General features: G+C 68.1%; 12 protein-coding genes. 11 read left to right on the forward strand and 1 reads right to left on the reverse strand.

The features are described from left to right. Positions 1 to 110 precede the first annotated feature (110 nt). On the reverse strand, positions 111 to 1,046 hold the full coding sequence (locus OGL92_RS01905; RefSeq protein ID WP_263139604.1) for a hypothetical protein: 936 nt from the start codon (positions 1,044 to 1,046) through the stop codon (positions 111 to 113). Between the two features lie 314 nt (positions 1,047 to 1,360). Between OGL92_RS01905 and OGL92_RS01910 the strand changes: the two genes are divergently transcribed. The 11 genes from OGL92_RS01910 (at position 1,361) to OGL92_RS01960 (ending at position 15,358) form a co-directional block, all read left to right on the forward strand. Beyond that, positions 1,361 to 2,308 carry a sugar ABC transporter substrate-binding protein gene (locus tag OGL92_RS01910; RefSeq protein ID WP_263139606.1) on the forward strand — a complete coding sequence of 316 codons (948 nt, stop codon included), beginning with the start codon at positions 1,361 to 1,363 and terminating at the stop codon, positions 2,306 to 2,308. A 70-nt stretch (positions 2,309 to 2,378) separates the two neighbouring features. Continuing rightward, positions 2,379 to 3,923: a sugar ABC transporter ATP-binding protein gene (locus tag OGL92_RS01915; RefSeq protein WP_263139608.1), complete on the forward strand. Its 1,545-nt coding sequence runs from the start codon at positions 2,379 to 2,381 to the stop codon at positions 3,921 to 3,923. A 14-nt stretch (positions 3,924 to 3,937) separates the two neighbouring features. Then, positions 3,938 to 4,921, forward strand: coding sequence for an ABC transporter permease (locus OGL92_RS01920; protein WP_263139610.1), 984 nt, complete (start codon positions 3,938 to 3,940; stop codon positions 4,919 to 4,921). A gap of 3 nt (positions 4,922 to 4,924) precedes the next feature. Further along, entirely contained in the window at positions 4,925 to 5,968 is a 1,044-nt protein-coding gene (locus OGL92_RS01925; RefSeq protein WP_263139611.1) for a LacI family DNA-binding transcriptional regulator, read from the forward strand. Positions 5,969 to 5,970: 2 nt separating this feature from the next. Continuing rightward, entirely contained in the window at positions 5,971 to 6,900 is a 930-nt protein-coding gene (gene rbsK / locus OGL92_RS01930; protein ID WP_263139613.1) for a ribokinase, read from the forward strand. Continuing rightward, positions 6,897 to 7,301 (forward strand): D-ribose pyranase, encoded by a 405-nt coding sequence (gene rbsD / locus OGL92_RS01935; protein ID WP_263139615.1) that lies wholly within the window; start codon positions 6,897 to 6,899, stop codon positions 7,299 to 7,301. The genes rbsK and rbsD overlap by 4 nt, the downstream gene beginning before the upstream one ends. Positions 7,302 to 7,415: 114 nt before the next feature. Then, positions 7,416 to 8,441, forward strand: coding sequence for a nucleoside hydrolase (locus OGL92_RS01940; RefSeq protein WP_263139617.1), 1,026 nt, complete (start codon positions 7,416 to 7,418; stop codon positions 8,439 to 8,441). Positions 8,442 to 8,684: 243 nt separating this feature from the next. Further along, positions 8,685 to 9,302 (forward strand): LysE family translocator, encoded by a 618-nt coding sequence (locus tag OGL92_RS01945; RefSeq protein WP_263139618.1) that lies wholly within the window; start codon positions 8,685 to 8,687, stop codon positions 9,300 to 9,302. 92 nt (positions 9,303 to 9,394) lie between these two features. Further along, positions 9,395 to 13,186 (forward strand): amino acid adenylation domain-containing protein, encoded by a 3,792-nt coding sequence (locus OGL92_RS01950; protein ID WP_263139619.1) that lies wholly within the window; start codon positions 9,395 to 9,397, stop codon positions 13,184 to 13,186. A 43-nt stretch (positions 13,187 to 13,229) separates the two neighbouring features. Beyond that, entirely contained in the window at positions 13,230 to 14,318 is a 1,089-nt protein-coding gene (locus OGL92_RS01955) for a TauD/TfdA family dioxygenase (protein ID WP_263139623.1), read from the forward strand. Further along, positions 14,315 to 15,358, forward strand: a complete 1,044-nt coding sequence (locus OGL92_RS01960; RefSeq protein ID WP_263139628.1) for a TauD/TfdA family dioxygenase — start codon at positions 14,315 to 14,317, stop codon at positions 15,356 to 15,358. The genes OGL92_RS01955 and OGL92_RS01960 overlap by 4 nt, the downstream gene beginning before the upstream one ends. Position 15,359: the final 1 nt, after the last annotated feature.

The raw sequence follows: 15,359 nt of genomic DNA on the forward strand, positions 1-15,359 counted from the left end.
AGCCGCGCGCCTCAAGCAATTGGTGGACAGCTTCCGCATCTGAGGCGGTAAGCGCCAGGCGGCGACGCCCGGCCGGCCAAGGACCGGGCCGGACGCGCCGCGCAATCAGCCTAGTCGAATATCTTTCGATCCGGCTCGCGCGCCGGATCGCCGCAGGATTCCCGCGGCAGCAGGGTAGGCGGCGGGCACTGGCGCAGGTCGCCGACCAGCGCATCGGTGCGCTGCCGGTAATGCGCGGCGCTTTCACCCTCGGACGGCTCGCCCAGGGCGGTGACGAAGCGATATTCGATTTCCCGCAGCTTTCCGTTGGCGCTGAAGGTGCTCTGGTACTGGACGACCAGCCGCCGCGCCTGGAGATCGACGCTGACCAAGACCGGCCGCATGGGCACCGGAATCACCGCGCCGGACTTATACCTCAGCATCAGAAAGGGTTGGTCCGGCGACGGCAGCGCCAGGGTCTGGATGCGCCCATCCTCGGCTTTCAGGCGCAGGCGGGCACCGTCCGGCAAGTAGCTGTCCAGGCGATGGCCCTGGTCCACCCGGTGCGCGCCGACGCAGGGGACGAAGGTGTATTCCGGTTCCCGTGCGTGGGGGCCGGCGTACTTCATGCGCCCCTCGCTATCGGCGCTCAGGCTGCGCAGGGGCCGCGCGGCACCCCGGGCATCCTTGACCGCCAGCACCTCGCCGCCGCGGACGAACAGGCCGGTATAGGGGAACCAGGAGGTTCGCTGGTTCTCGCCGCCGCCATGGGGCTGGCAACTGCGGTCCTGGGCCGGATCGTCGCTCGCCTTCAGCGGCGGCTCGCCCACGTCGGCCAGGGTCAAGGTGCCGTCGGCGTCGATGTCGTAGGTGAGCTTGGTGAACGTCGACCAATAGCTGCCGGAGCTGTCCTGGGCCTGTAGCAGCACGAAGGCGAAGGGCGTGTAGTTGGTCTGCTCCGGCGCGGTCTGCGGGTCCTTGAGCGACGCGCAGGCCCCGAGCAGGGCCAGGGCGCAAAGCATCGCGGTCTGCCGAACAGGGGCGAGAGCGGGAAGGCGGGCGGTCATCGACGAAATCCTCATTCGGGAAAGGCATCTGGACAGGCGCGGGGATCGCTAGCAGCTCGATCGCCAGGAACGAAACGCTGCAGACTTCGGCCCCGAGGAGCCACCAAACGTTCCCTCCGGCGTGCACCCTGAATCGCGCGATGCGACCCGCCGGGTGAAGGGAAGGTCATGAAGAGGCGATTCTCGCCGATGGAAAAGCTGCCGGCCAGCATTTCGCCTGCGTTGACAAACCGCGGACAGCCCTCACATAGTTTCGCCACGCAAACGTTTGCCCCACGTTATTTCCCATAAGAACGACAAGAATGGAGTTCTCCATGAAACTGCCCGTCCCGGCGCGCCTTCTCGCCCTCGCTGTCCTCGCCACCCTGCCGTTTTCCCCGGCCCACGCCGAAGCGCCCGCCAAGCCGAAGGTCGCCCTGGTGATGAAATCCCTGGCCAACGAATTCTTCCTGACCATGGAAGACGGCGCCAAGGCCTACCAGAAAGAACATGCCGAGCAATTCGACCTGGTCTCCAACGGGATCAAGGACGAGTCGGATACCGCCAACCAGATTCGCATCGTCGAGCAGATGATCGTGTCCAGGGTCGATGCGCTGGTGATCGCGCCGGCGGACTCCAAAGCCCTGGTGCCGGTGGTCAAGAAGGCCATGGATGCCGGCATCCGGGTGGTCAACATCGACAACCGCCTGGACGCCGAGGTGCTCAAGAGCAAAGGCATCCAGGTACCCTTCGTCGGCCCGGACAATCGCAAGGGGGCGCGCCTGGTCGGCGAGTACCTGGCCAAGCGCCTGCAACCCGGCGACCAGGTCGGCATCATTGAGGGCGTATCCACCACCACCAACGCCCAACAGCGCACCGCTGGCTTCAAGGATGCGATGGAAGGAGCCGGCATGAAGATCGTCTCGGTGCAATCCGGAGCCTGGGAAATCGACAAGGGCAACGCGGTGGCCTCCGCCATGCTCAACGAGTACCCCGACCTCAAGGCGCTGCTGGCCGGTAACGACAGCATGGCGCTGGGTGCGGTCTCGGCGATCCGCGCGGCGGGCAAGGCCGGCAAGGTGCAGGTGGTCGGCTACGACAACATCAAGGCGATCAAGCCGATGCTGAAGGACGGACGGGTCCTGGCGACCGCCGACCAGTTCGCCGCCAAGCAGGCGGTGTTCGGCATCGAAGCGGCGCTGAAGGCGCTCAAGGGCGAAGCGTCCCAGGGCGACGCCGAGGGCGTCATCGAAACCCCGGTCGAGCTGGTCACCCAACCCTAATCAGAGCGCTTCGCGGACCGCCGCGCGGGCATCGCCCCGCGCGGCGTCTTGGCGAGCGCGGAGACCCGCCATGACGGCACGAGATCCCTTACTCAGGGTCAGCGGTATCGGCAAGCACTACGCGCAGCCGGTACTCGCCGATATCGACTTGACCCTGATGCGTGGCGAGGTGCTCGCGCTGACCGGCGAGAACGGCGCCGGCAAGAGCACCCTGTCGAAGATCATCGGCGGCCTGGTGCATCCCAGCACCGGCGACATGCAGTTCGAGGGCCGGCCCTATGCGCCGGCCAGCCGCGCCGACGCGGAGCGCCTCGGGGTGCGCATGGTGATGCAGGAGTTGAACCTGCTGCCGACCCTGAGCATCGCGGAGAACCTGTTCCTGGATAACCTGCCCAGCCGCGGCGGCTGGATCTCGCGCAAGCGCCTGCGCGAAGCGGCTACGCGCGCCATGGCCCAGGTCGGCCTGGAGGCGCTGGACCCGGACACGCCGGTCGGCGAACTGGGCATCGGCCATCAGCAAATGGTCGAGATCGCCCGCAACCTGATCGGCGACTGCCACCTGCTGATTCTCGACGAACCCACCGCGATGCTCACCGCCCGGGAGGTCGATCTGCTGTTCGAGCAGATCGCCCGGCTGCGCGAGCGCGGCGTGGCGATCGTCTACATTTCCCACCGCCTGGAAGAGCTGGCGCAGGTCGCCCAGCGCGTCGCGGTACTGCGCGACGGCCGCCTGGTGGCGGTGGAACCGATGCCGGAGAACGACAGCCAGCATCTGGTGAACCTGATGGTCGGCCGCGAGCTGGGCGAGCACATCGACCTGGGCCCGCGGCGGATAGGCGCGCCGCTGCTCAGCGTGCGCGGCCTGGGCCGCGCGGACAAGGTCCGCGACGTCTCCTTCGAGGTCCGCAGTGGCGAGATCTTCGGCATTTCCGGGCTGATCGGCGCCGGCCGCACTGAGCTGCTGCGCCTGATCTATGGCGCCGACCCCGCCGACAGCGGCAGCCTGGCCCTGGGCACGCCGCCGCGGGAGGTACGCATCGCCTCGCCGGCGGACGCGGTGAAGCAGGGCATCGCCCTGATCACCGAGGATCGCAAGGGCGAAGGCCTGCTGTTGCCGCACTCCATCAGCGCCAACATCGCCCTCGGCAACCTCGCGGAACTGTCCCGTCACGGCATCATCGACCACAAGGCCGAGACCGCCCTGGCCCAGCGCCAGATGGACGCCATGCGCATCCGCTGCTCGGGGCCGGGCCAGGCGGTGGGCGAGCTGTCCGGCGGCAACCAGCAGAAAGTGGTGATCGGCCGCTGGCTGGAAAGGGACTGCCAGGTGCTGCTGTTCGACGAGCCGACCCGCGGCATAGACGTCGGCGCCAAGTTCGACATCTATGCGCTGTTCGGCGAGCTGACCCGCCAGGGCAAGGCCCTGGTGGTGGTCTCCAGCGACCTGCGCGAGCTGATGCTGATCTGCGATCGCATCGGCGTGTTGTCCGCGGGGCGCCTGATCGACACCTTCGACCGCGACGACTGGAGCCAGGACGAGCTGCTGGCCGCCGCGTTCGCCGGCTACAACACCCGTGACGCGCTGCTCAGCGAACCCGCGGCACCCACCCCATGAGCCAGGATCCCCCGATGAAAACGACTTCCGCGACCGTCCCGGGCAAGCGCAGCGCCGCCTACCTCGGCCTCGGCACCTACCTCGGACTGGCCGGCGCATTGCTGGCGATGATCGTGCTGTTCTCCTGCCTGAGCAGCCACTTCCTTTCCTACGACACCTTCACCACCCTGGCCAATCAGATTCCCGACCTGATGGTGCTGGCGGTGGGCATGACTTTCGTCCTGATCATCGGCGGCATCGACCTGTCGGTGGGCTCGGTACTGGCGCTGGCGGCGTCGGCGGTGAGCGTGGCGATGCTCGGCTGGGGCTGGGGCGTACTGCCCTCGGCGCTGCTGGGCATGGTCTGCGCCGCGGCGGCCGGCACCCTGACCGGTTCGATCACCGTGGCCTGGCGCATCCCGTCGTTCATCGTCTCGCTCGGGGTCCTGGAAATGGCCCGCGGGGTCGCCTATCAACTGACCGACTCCCGCACCGCCTACATCGGCGATGCCTTCGCCTGGCTCTCCAACCCGCTGGCGCTGGGCATCGCGCCGTCCTTCCTGATCGCCCTGGCGGTGATCCTGGTGGCCCAGGCGGTGCTGACCCGCACGGTATTCGGCCGTTACCTGATCGGCATCGGCACCAACGAGGAAGCCGTGCGCCTCGCCGGCATCAACCCCAAGCCCTACAAGATCCTGGTATTCAGCCTGATGGGCCTGCTCGCCGGACTCGCCGCGCTGTTCCAGATTTCCCGCCTGGAGGCGGCCGATCCCAATGCCGGCTCCGGCCTGGAGCTGCAGGTGATCGCCGCGGTGGTGATCGGGGGCACCAGCCTGATGGGCGGTCGCGGCTCGGTCATCAGCACCTTCTTCGGCGTTCTGATCATTTCGGTGCTGGCGGCGGGCCTGGCACAGATCGGTGCCAGCGAGCCGACCAAACGCATCATCACCGGCGCGGTGATCGTCATCGCGGTGGTGCTGGACACTTACCGCAGCCATCGCGCCAGCCGTCGCGGCTAGCCCATGGCCACCCTCAAAGACGTCGCGGCCCTGGCGGGGATTTCCTACACCACGGTGTCCCACGTGATCAACAACACCCGCCCGGTGAGCCCCGCCGTGCGGGTCAAGGTGGAAGCCGCGATAGCCCGGCTCAACTACGTGCCCAGCGGCGTGGCGCGCTCGCTCAAGGCCCGGGCCACCTCCACCATTGGCCTGTTGGTGCCGAACGGCATCAACCCCTATTTCGCCGAACTGGCCAGGGGCATCGAGGATTACTGCGAGCGCAACGGCTACAGCGTGATCCTGTGCAATTCCGACGACGATCCGACCAAGCAGCGTAATTACTTGCGGATATTGCTGGAGAAGCGCATCGACGGACTGATCCTCGCCTCCGGCGGCGAGGACGCCGGTTTCGCGCAAGCCCTGGGTGCGGTGCGCATCCCCCGGGTGGTGGTCGACCGCGGACTGGACGGAGTGGAGGCCGACACCCTGCGCATCGACCACGAACTGGGCGGCTACCTAGCCACCCGCCACCTGATCGAACTGGGTCATCGCGCCATCGCCTGCATCTGCGGACCTGCCCACACCGGCGTGGCGAAGCTAAGGGTGCGGGGCTATCGCCGCGCCCTGGACGAGATCGGCCTGGCGCCGCCCGCCGACTATCTCCTGGAAACCGATTTCAGCAGCCCCGGTGGCTACCGCGCCGCCGCGCAACTCCTGGACGGCGCTGCGATGCCCAGTGCGATCTTCGCCGGCAACGACATGATCGGCATCGGCGTCCTGCGCGCCGCCGCCGAGCGGGGCCTGCGCGTGCCCGAGCAACTGTCGGTGATCGGCTTCGACGACATCCAGATGAGCCGCTACGTCTACCCCGCGCTCAGCACGGTCGGGCAGTCGATCCTGCGGCTCGGCGAAATGGCCGCCGAACGGCTGCTGGCCCTCATCGCCGCGCCGAGGGCGGATGCGAAAGGGCATACCCATATCGTCGCGCCGGCCCTGGTCCTGCGCGAATCCACCGCGCCACCGGCTGGCGCGGACCCCACCAACAGGCACGGAGGAGGGCGCTGAACATGCAAGCGCAGGTAGTGGTGATCGGCAGCCTCAACATGGACTTGGTGGCGCGCGCACCTCGTCTGCCACGGGCCGGGGAAACCCTGGCCGGCGAGTCCTTCGTCACCTTGCCCGGCGGCAAGGGCGCGAATCAGGCCGTGGCCGCGGCGCGGCTGGGCGCGCGGGTGGCGATGGTCGGCTGTATCGGCGACGACGCCCACGGGCAGCAATTGCGCGACGGCCTGTTGGCCGAGGGCATCGAATGCTCGGCATTGACCCGGATCGAGCGCTGCTCCAGCGGCACCGCCTTGATCGTGGTGGACGACAGCAGCCAGAACGCCATCGTCATCGTCGCCGGGGCCAATGCCGAGTTGAGCCCACAGCGGGTAAGCGACTGCGAGGGGTTGCTGGAAGCGGCGCAGGTGGTGATCTGCCAATTGGAAGTGCCGACGGAAACCGTGGCCCATGCCCTGGAGCGCGGTCGCGCCCTGGGCAAAACGGTCATCCTCAACCCGGCGCCGGCCAGCGAAGCGCTGCCGGCGCATTGGTATCCCTGGATCGATTACCTGATTCCCAACGAGAGCGAAGCGGCCTTGCTCAGCGGCTTGCCGGTGGACTCGCTGGAAAGCGCCCTGGCCGCCGCCGAGCACCTGCGCAAGGCCGGCGCGGCGAAGGTGATCCTGACCCTCGGCGCGCGTGGCGCGCTGTTCGTCGATGCCGATGGCCACCGGCACTTCCCCGCGCCGAGCGTGCGCGCGGTGGACACCACGGCCGCTGGCGATACCTTCGTCGGGGCGTTCGCCGCGGCTCTCTCGCGGGGCTGCAGCGAGGCCCGGGCGATCCGTTTCGGGCAGAGCGCCGCCGCGCTTTCGGTCACCCGTGCCGGCGCGCAGCCCTCGATTCCCTACCTGGCGGAAGTGGAAGCTTCCGAAATGGGGAGCGATGCATGAAGAAAACCCCTTTGCTCAATATCGCCCTGTCCCGGGTCATCGCCGGGCTGGGACACGGCGACATCCTGGTGATCGGCGATGCCGGCCTCCCGCTGCCGCCCGGCGTGGAACTGATCGACCTGGCGCTCACCCGTGGCATGGTCGATTTCGTCAGCGCGTTGGAAGCGATCCTCAGCGAGATGCAGGTGGAACGCCACCTGCTCGCCAGCGAAACGCTGGCCGAGGCGCCACCGGCGCTGGCGGCCATCGAGCGCTTGCACGAAGGGGGCGCCCTGGGCGAGCGGCGCACGCTCGACCACGCGGCATTCAAGACCCTCAGCCGCGAGGCGCGGGTATTGGTGCGAACGGGCGAATGCCAGCCCTACAGCAACATCGCCCTGGTGGCCGGCGTAGTCTTCTGAGGCACGCGCGCCGGTGGCCGCACCAAGGGCGCGGCGCCAGGCCGGCAGGATGCAGCATTTCGATCGGCGGGCACGTCATCAGGACGGATTCCGCCTCACACTGACGAGGGAACGATGAAGACCGTTATCCACTATCTACGCACTATCTTGGGGAGTCTGCTGCTCTTGAGCCTGACCGCTACCGCCAGTTGGGCCCAGGAGGGCCGGCGCGACCTGATCATCGACACCGACCCCGGCGCCGACGACCTCATCGCCCTGTTGTTCGCCCTGGCCTCGCCGGAGGAGCTGAACATTCGCGCCATCACCACCGTGGCCGGCAACGTGCGCCTGGACAAGACCTCGCGCAACGCCCGGCTGGCCCGCGAATGGGCCGGTCGCGAGGAAATCCCGGTGTACGCCGGGGCGCCCACGCCGTTGGTGCGCGCGCCCATCTACGCGGCGGATGTCCATGGCGCCGAAGGCCTGCCGGTACCGGTTCACGAACCGAAGAAGGGCCTGGAGCCAACGAATGCCGTCACCTACCTGATCGACACCCTGCGCGCGGCCCCGCCGAAGAGCATCACCCTCGCCATGCTGGGTCCGCAGACCAACCTGGCGCTGGCGCTGATCCAGGCGCCGGATATCGTCGCCGGGCTCAAGGAAGTGGTGATCATGGGCGGCGCCCACTTCAACGGCGGCAACATCACACCGGTGGCCGAATTCAATCTGTACGCCGACCCCCACGCGGCCCAGGTGGTGCTCGCCAGCGGCGTGCCGCTCACCTACATCCCCCTGGACGTGACCCACAAGATCCTGACCAGCCAGGCACGCATCGGCAAACTCGAGGCCCTGGGCAACAACGCCGGCAAACTGTCCGCGGACATCCTCAACGAATACGTGAAGCGCGACATGGACCACTACGGCTTGCCGGGCGGGCCGATCCACGACGCCAGCGTGATCGCCTACCTGCTGCGTCCGGAGCTGTTCTCCGGCAAGTCGATCCACATGGAGATCGACAGCCGCGAAGGGCCGACCTTCGGCCAGACCATCGCCGACTGGTACAACAGCCTGCAACGCCCGAAGAACGTGATCTGGATCGAGGAGGGCGACGCCGAGGGCTTCTTCGAGCTGCTCACCGAGCGCCTGGCCCGGCTGCACTGAGCCGCTGCATGCGCCTCCTGACATCCCGCTCCCGGCCTGCGTCGATACTTCTGCCGGACCGGGAACGCAGCCTCGCGTTCTGGGCGGCGTGCGGTTAGACGGCGGGCGCTTTTCGCGGGACGGGGAGGGCGGCGGACACCGACAAGCGGGGAGTGTTACGTCGTTTTTTTTGCCAACTGTTGCGCACCCCGGGGGAAAAGAGGCGTAGTGTTTGCCACGCGCTCGCACTCAAGGGAATGAATGATGCTGCTTTCCGCCGACTTGTTGATGGGCTTCGCGCTCTTCGCCTTCGTCACCTCGGTCACCCCCGGTCCCAACAACACCATGCTCCTGGCGTCGGGCGTGAACTACGGCTTCGCCCGCTCCATTCCCCATATCCTCGGCATCAGTTGCGGCTTTTTCGTCATGGTGCTCGCCGTCGGGCTCGGCCTGGGCGCGCTCTTCAAGGCCTATCCGGTGCTCTACAGCGTGCTGCGCTACGTCGGCGCCGCCTATCTGCTCTACCTGGCGTGGAAGATCGCCACCTCCGGCCCGGCCTCGAACGACCCCGAAAGCGAGGGGAAACCGCTGGGCTACTGGGCCGCCGCGGCGTTCCAGTGGGTCAACCCCAAGGCCTGGGTGATGGCGGTGGGCGCCATCAGCACCTACACGCCCATGCAGGGCTACTTCATCAATGTCCTGATCATTTCCGCCCTGTTCGCCCTGATCAACGCCCCCAGCGTCGGGGTCTGGGCCGGTTTCGGCAGCCTGTTGCGCGATGTCCTGCGCGATCCGCGCTGGCTGCGCCTGTTCAACGTCACCATGGCGCTCCTGCTGGTAGCGTCGCTCTATCCGATCCTGATCGAGGACTTTTCCTCGTAGCCAAGCCTTCCGCTGAGCGCCGTCGTATCCGCTCGTATTCATAGCGGTCATGAAGAGTTCCGTCATTGCCCTGGACATGGAGGAGAGGCGCGATGCAAGAACGCCATGGTTTACCGCTGAGAAGCTTCGCCGCCGGCAAGCTGGCGGCCTCGCGCGTCGTACCCTCGTCCGGCGAGAACTGGACGGCGCGCGGCGAAGCCTACCTGCGCGGCGCGCCCCTGGGCATCGAGCTGCCCGTGGAGGACCCGCAGCGATCCTCCGACGATTGGCGCAGAGTCGAGGTTCCCGCGCGACTGGAGGTTGCCGACCGCCGATCGGGGCACCGGCTCTGGCTGGCGGCTTATCTGGTCCTGTTGGGCCGCTACGGCAGCGAGGAAGTCTGCCTGGGGTTCGCCGGGGATGCTCCGTTCGATGCGTTGGCGGTGCTGCGCTCGGCCTACGCCGCCGAGGAATCCGCAGGCGAGAGGCTCGCCAGGCTCGACCGGGAGTTGCAGGAAGCCCGGCACGCGCTGTTCGGCGACGGACCTGCGCCGCCGTATTCCGACACATGGGGGTTGGCCGAACGGTGCAGCGCCTGGGTGGTCGGCTCGCGCGACGCATTGACGGATTCGGGCTGGCTGGCCTTGGTGCTTTCGCCGGAGGGGACTCGGGCCCACCTCGCTCTGCGGGGCGGAAATCCCGCCGAGCTGGAGCGCATGGCCGGCCACCTGGGCCGGCTGGCCCGCGGCATGCTGCGGAGCGACACGCCGGTGGGGCGCCTCGACTGGCTGAGCCCCGCTGAGAAAGCCGAATTGCTGGCGCTGCGGGGGGATCCGGCGGAGGCGCCGCCGCGGGGCCTGGTGCACCGACTGTTCGAGGAGCAGGCCGCCAGGACGCCCGATGCTTGCGCCCTGCGCGCCGCCGACCGAAGCCTGACCTATGCCGAACTGGATCGAGCCAGCGCCGCGCTGGCCTCGCACCTGCGGGCCAAGGGGGTCGGCCCGGAGCAGCGGGTCGGCGTCTGTCTGCAACGCAACAGCACCTTGCTGATCGGACTGCTCGCGGTCCTGCGCGCCGGCGGCTGTTACGTGCCGCTCGACCCGGCGTACCCCGACGAGCGCATCGCCTACATGCTGGCCGATTCCGATTGCCTCCTGGTACTGGTGGACGACGTGACCCGGCAGCGGGTCGACGAACTGGGCTATGCCACCCTGTCGAACCGGACCGAGTCCCCGAGTGAGGCGGTGCCGCTGTCGCCCGCGCGGATCGACGCCGCCAGCCTCGCCTACATCATCTACACCTCCGGTTCCACCGGTCGGCCCAAGGGCGTGGCCATCGAGCACGGCAGCGCCCATGCCTTCCTCCTCTGGGTGCGCGCGACCTTTGCCGCGGAAGAGTGGCGGGGCGTACTGGCGACCACCTCGGTGTGCTTCGACCTGTCCATCTATGAGCTCTTCGGCACCCTGGCCTGCGGCGGCACCGTGCATCTGCTGGAAAATCTCTTCGCCCTGGCCGATTACCCGCGCCGCGAGGACATCACCCTGATCAACAGCGTGCCGTCCGTATGCGCGGCACTGCTGGCGCTGATGCCGCTGCCTCGCAGCGTGCGCACGGTGAACCTGGCCGGCGAGCCGCTGCCGGGCTACCTGGTGGGACGCATCCGCCGCTTCGAGCAGGTGAAGCGGCTGCTCAACCTCTACGGTCCCAGCGAAGACACCACCTATTCCACCTATTACGAGCTGCCGGAGGCTGGCGCGGAGGGGCAGGGTGGCGAAACCGAGCCTTCCATCGGCCGGCCCTTGCCGGGAACCACCGTGCAAGTGCTCGACGCCTTCGGCGCGCCGGTCCCCCTGGGGGTTCCGGGGGAGCTTTACCTGGGCGGTGTCGGGCTGGCGCGCGGATATTTCGGCAAGCCCGAGCAGACCCGGGAACGCTTCGCGTGGCGCGAGGTGTTCCCCGGGCATGGGGAGCGCCTGTATCGCACGGGCGACCGGGTGAAAATGCGTGCCAGTGGCTTGCTGGAGCACCTGGGACGCCTCGACGACCAGGTCAAGTTCAACGGGTTTCGCATCGAGCTCGGGGAGATCGCTTCGCGGCTGGTCGGCTATCCCGACGTTGGCGAAGCCATCGCGGTGCTGACCCAGGATGCCGCGGGCCTGCGCCGCCTGGTGGCCTACTTCGTCGCCGATCGCCAACTGGACAGCCGCCAGCTGAGCGCGCACCTGTCGGCGGCCTTGCCCCACTACATGTTGCCGTCGCTGTTCGTCCAGTTGCCCAGCCTGCCCAAGACCCTCAACGGCAAGGTGGACAGGAAATCCCTGCCGGTGCCTGCCGCGTCCCTCTCCGCGCCTCCATCAGGGCAGGTCGGTTCCGCCGATCCGGTCGAACGCGAGGTCCGCGACGCCTGGGAAGCGGTCCTGGGAAGCCCGCCCAATCCCGGGCAAGGTTTCTATGCCGCGGGAGGGGATTCGCTGCGCGCGGTCCATCTCCTGGCGCGGCTGCGCCACCGGCTGCGTCGGGTGATCCCGCTGCACGCTTTCGCAACCGGGGAGGCCAGCGTGGAAGCCCTCTCGGCCCTGGCGAGAACCGCGCCGGAGGAGACCCGGGCCGAGCCCGAGCGCACGCCGGAGCCGCGCCTCAGCCTGGCCGAGCAACGGCTCTGGATCGCCCAGCAACTGGCACCGACGGACACCTCCTATAACCTCCAGGCACGCCTGCAGGTAAGGGGCTCGACCCTGGATAGCCTGCGGGGCGCCTTGGCGAGGTTGCTGGAGCGGCACACGGCCTTGCGCCGGCGGGTGGAGATGACCGGCAGCGGGCCGCGCACCTGGGTCATGCCGGTGGACGCGGTTCCGGTCGAGACCCTGGCCGCCCAGCCTTCGACGATGGCCGATGCGCTATTCCAGTCGCTGGCGGAGCGCGCCGCGACCCTACCCTTCGATCTCGGTCGCGAGGCGCCGACCCGAATCACGCTGCTGCCGAGGCAGGACAGCGCGACGCTCGACATCCTGCTGAGCGTGCATCACTACGCCTTCGACGACCTTTCTCTGGTCATCCTGTCGCGGGACTTGCTGACCCTGCTCGAAGGCGGAAGCTTGCCCGCTCCCCTGGCCACCCCGGAGAGCGTGGCCGCCTGGGAGGCCACGGAACGCGAGTCGGGCCGTCTCGATGCGGTCGCCGAACGCTGGGCGCGGGCGTTGGCACCGGCGCTCGGACACCTGCGCGCCAGATCGCATCCCGCCCACACGGCAGAACGCGCACGGGCCGGCCGCAGCCTGGCGCTTCCGGTGTCACGGCACGCCTTCGAGGCCTGTCAGCGGGTCGCCGAGCGAACGTCCAGTAGCCTGTTCAGCACTGCGCTCGCCGCCTTCGGCCATGCCCTGGCGGAAGACGAGGGCGTGGACGAGGTGCTGGTCGGCGTGGCCCTCGCCGGCCGCCCGCGCCTCGAAATGCAGGGGTTGGTCGCCTGCTGCGTCAACCTGCTACCGCTGCTCGTGCGCCTGGACCCGCAGCAAACCGGACTGCAGGCGATCCGCGACGTCAGCGATGGCCTGTTGGACCTGCTCGCGCATCAGGACGTGCCCCTGGAGGCGTTGAACGATGCCCTCCGGCGTGCCGACCCTAGCCGTCAGGGCGTACCGATCCGGGTCGCCTGCGGTGCGCATAACGGGCGCCTGGGCAGCCTGGCCGGCGCGCGCTGCCATATCGACGCCGGCTTCATTCCCTCGCCGACCGCGCGGCTCGACCTGACGCTGTGGCTGGAGGACGGCCCACACGGCTGGACGGCCGCTTGGACCTACGCCTGCGATCGCTTCGAGGAGGCCAGGGTGCGGCAGGTGCATGAACGCTGGGAGCAACGCCTCCTGGCCAACGCCCAGCAAACCCAGGAGAGGGTGCGGGCCTGAGCGCCCCGACCTGGAACGAGACTCACGGAAAGGGAGCACTGCGATGGAACGACCCTCTTTCAACTTGGCCGAGCGGGGCTTCAAGCGCCCCCAGGGGCTGAAGCCCCGCGGCAGCGAGGCACTGGTCAAACGCTGGCACGCGGAAACCGACCAGTTGCCCACACGCATAGAGGCCCAGGTGCCCGGCCTTTCGCTGGCGGAGTGGATCGCCGAGCAGCGCGACGCCCTGCACGAAGCGCTGCGGTGCAGCGGCGGGTTGCTGTTCCGCGGCTTCGAGGTCGCCGCCGCCGAGGGCTTCCGGGCGGCCGCCCATGCCTTCGCCCCGGACCTGCTGAACTACAAGGAACGCTCTTCGCCACGCAACCAGGTCAGCGGCGAGGTCTACACCTCCACCGAACACCCGGTCGACCAGCCGATCTTCCTGCACAACGAACAGTCCTACACCGTCGATTGGCCGCAATTCATCATGTTCTATTGCGAGACGCCGGCCGCCGTCGGCGGCGCCACGCCCATCGCCGCGAACCGGCGGATCGTGCGGCATTTGCCGGCGAGTCTGCTGGAGCGCTTCGACCGGCTCGGCATTCTCTACGTCCGCAACTACGTCTCCGGGCTGGGCCTGTCCTGGCGCGAGGCATTCCAGACCGACAGGCGCGAAGAGGTCGAGGCCTTCTGCGCCGAGCACAGCATCGCCCATGCCTGGCTGGGCGACGACCACCTGCGCACCTGGCAACGCCGCGCGGCGTTCCAGCGTCACCCCCACAGCGGCGAGCGCCTATGGTTCAACCACGGCACCTTCTTCCATGCCACCAGCCTCGAACCCGGCCTGCGCGACGCCCTGCTCAGCAGCGTCTCGCCCGAGGACCTGCCTTACCAGACCTACTACGGCGACGGCAGCCCTCTCGAAGTCGAGGCGCTGGAACTGATCCGCGCCGCGATCGACCGGGAAACCCAGCGCTTCGATTGGAAGGCCGGCGACGTGCTGATCCTCGACAACATGCTCGCCCAGCACGGTCGCGATCCCTTCAGCGGCCAACGACGAGTCCTGACCATCATGTCGACGCCCTATAGCATCCACGCCCAGGCGGACATCCCCGATACGCCCCCGACGCTCGTACTGGAGGCCTCCCGGTGAGCACGTCCTTTACCGCCGGCCGGCTGCGGCCGCGCCAACTGAACAGCGCCGATTGGGTCGAGGAAAGCCTGCTCGACAGCGAGGGCGACTACCTGCGCATCTTCGAAGCCCGCCAGCCCGGCCTCGACCTGCGCGAGTGGATTCTGCACAACCGCGAGCGGGTCGATAGCAGTCTCCTGCGCCACGGCGGAATCCTGTTCCGCGGGTTCGCGGTGAGCGGCCCCGAGCGGTTCTCCCAGGCGGTGCAGGCGGTTTCCCCGCATCTTCTGGATTACCTGGAGCGCGCGGCGGCCCGCCAGGAAGTGGCGCATCGGGTATTCACCTCCACCGAGTTCTCGCCCGATGGCTGGATTCCGCTGCACCATGAAATGTCCTACTCGCACAATTGGCCCACCCGCATCCACTTCTATTGCGAGGTGGCGCCGGCGGAGCAGGGCCGTACGCCCTTGGCCGACGAGCGTCGGGTCACCGCGCTCATCCCGGAGGCCATCAAGCAGCGCTTCCTCGCCGACGGCGTGTGTTACGTGCGCAACTACGGTCCGGAAATCGACCTGACTTGGCAGGAGGGTTTCCAGACCCAGAGCCGCGACGAGGTGGAAACCTACTGCCGCCAGACCGGAACCCAGTGGACCTGGGTCGACGACCAGCACCTCAACACGCGCCAGGTCCGCCAGGCGATGGTGCGGCATCCGCAGACCGGCGAGGGGCTCTGGTTCAACCATGCCCACATGTTCCACATCTCGAACATGCCGCCGCACCTGGCCGAGGCCCTGCTCGGCGAAGTGGGCGAGCAGGGCCTGCCGCGCAATGCCTACTACGGCGATGGAAGCCCCATCGACACCGAGGTGCTCGAGGTGATCCGGGCGGCCTACCGCAGCCAGACCCGCTCCTTCGAATGGCGACGAGGCGATGTCCTGATGCTCGACAACTTCATCAGCGTCCATGGCCGCGAGCCCTATTCCGGGGAGCGTCGGATCCTGGTCGCCATGACCGACCTGCACGTCCACCAGTCCGAACAAAAACATACGCGCGAGGGATAGC

It is taken from the genome of Pseudomonas sp. RIT-PI-AD, from assembly GCF_025642785.1.
Classification (GTDB): Bacteria; Pseudomonadota; Gammaproteobacteria; order Pseudomonadales; family Pseudomonadaceae; genus Pseudomonas_T.

Excerpts from the sequence above, each read along its gene's own strand:
- OGL92_RS01945 (WP_263139618.1), top strand. The coding sequence starts at position 8,685 with ATGCTGCTTTCCGCCGACTTGTTGATGGGCTTCGCGCTCTTCGCCTTC.
- OGL92_RS01950 (WP_263139619.1), top strand. The coding sequence starts at position 9,395 with ATGCAAGAACGCCATGGTTTACCGCTGAGAAGCTTCGCCGCCGGCAAG.
- rbsD (WP_263139615.1), top strand. The coding sequence starts at position 6,897 with ATGAAGAAAACCCCTTTGCTCAATATCGCCCTGTCCCGGGTCATCGCC.
- OGL92_RS01915 (WP_263139608.1), top strand. The coding sequence starts at position 2,379 with ATGACGGCACGAGATCCCTTACTCAGGGTCAGCGGTATCGGCAAGCAC.
- rbsK (WP_263139613.1), top strand. The coding sequence starts at position 5,971 with ATGCAAGCGCAGGTAGTGGTGATCGGCAGCCTCAACATGGACTTGGTG.
- OGL92_RS01920 (WP_263139610.1), top strand. The coding sequence starts at position 3,938 with ATGAAAACGACTTCCGCGACCGTCCCGGGCAAGCGCAGCGCCGCCTAC.
- OGL92_RS01910 (WP_263139606.1), top strand. The coding sequence starts at position 1,361 with ATGAAACTGCCCGTCCCGGCGCGCCTTCTCGCCCTCGCTGTCCTCGCC.
- OGL92_RS01940 (WP_263139617.1), top strand. The coding sequence starts at position 7,416 with ATGAAGACCGTTATCCACTATCTACGCACTATCTTGGGGAGTCTGCTG.
- OGL92_RS01905 (WP_263139604.1), bottom strand. The coding sequence starts at position 1,046 with ATGACCGCCCGCCTTCCCGCTCTCGCCCCTGTTCGGCAGACCGCGATG.
- OGL92_RS01955 (WP_263139623.1), top strand. The coding sequence starts at position 13,230 with ATGGAACGACCCTCTTTCAACTTGGCCGAGCGGGGCTTCAAGCGCCCC.
- OGL92_RS01925 (WP_263139611.1), top strand. The coding sequence starts at position 4,925 with ATGGCCACCCTCAAAGACGTCGCGGCCCTGGCGGGGATTTCCTACACC.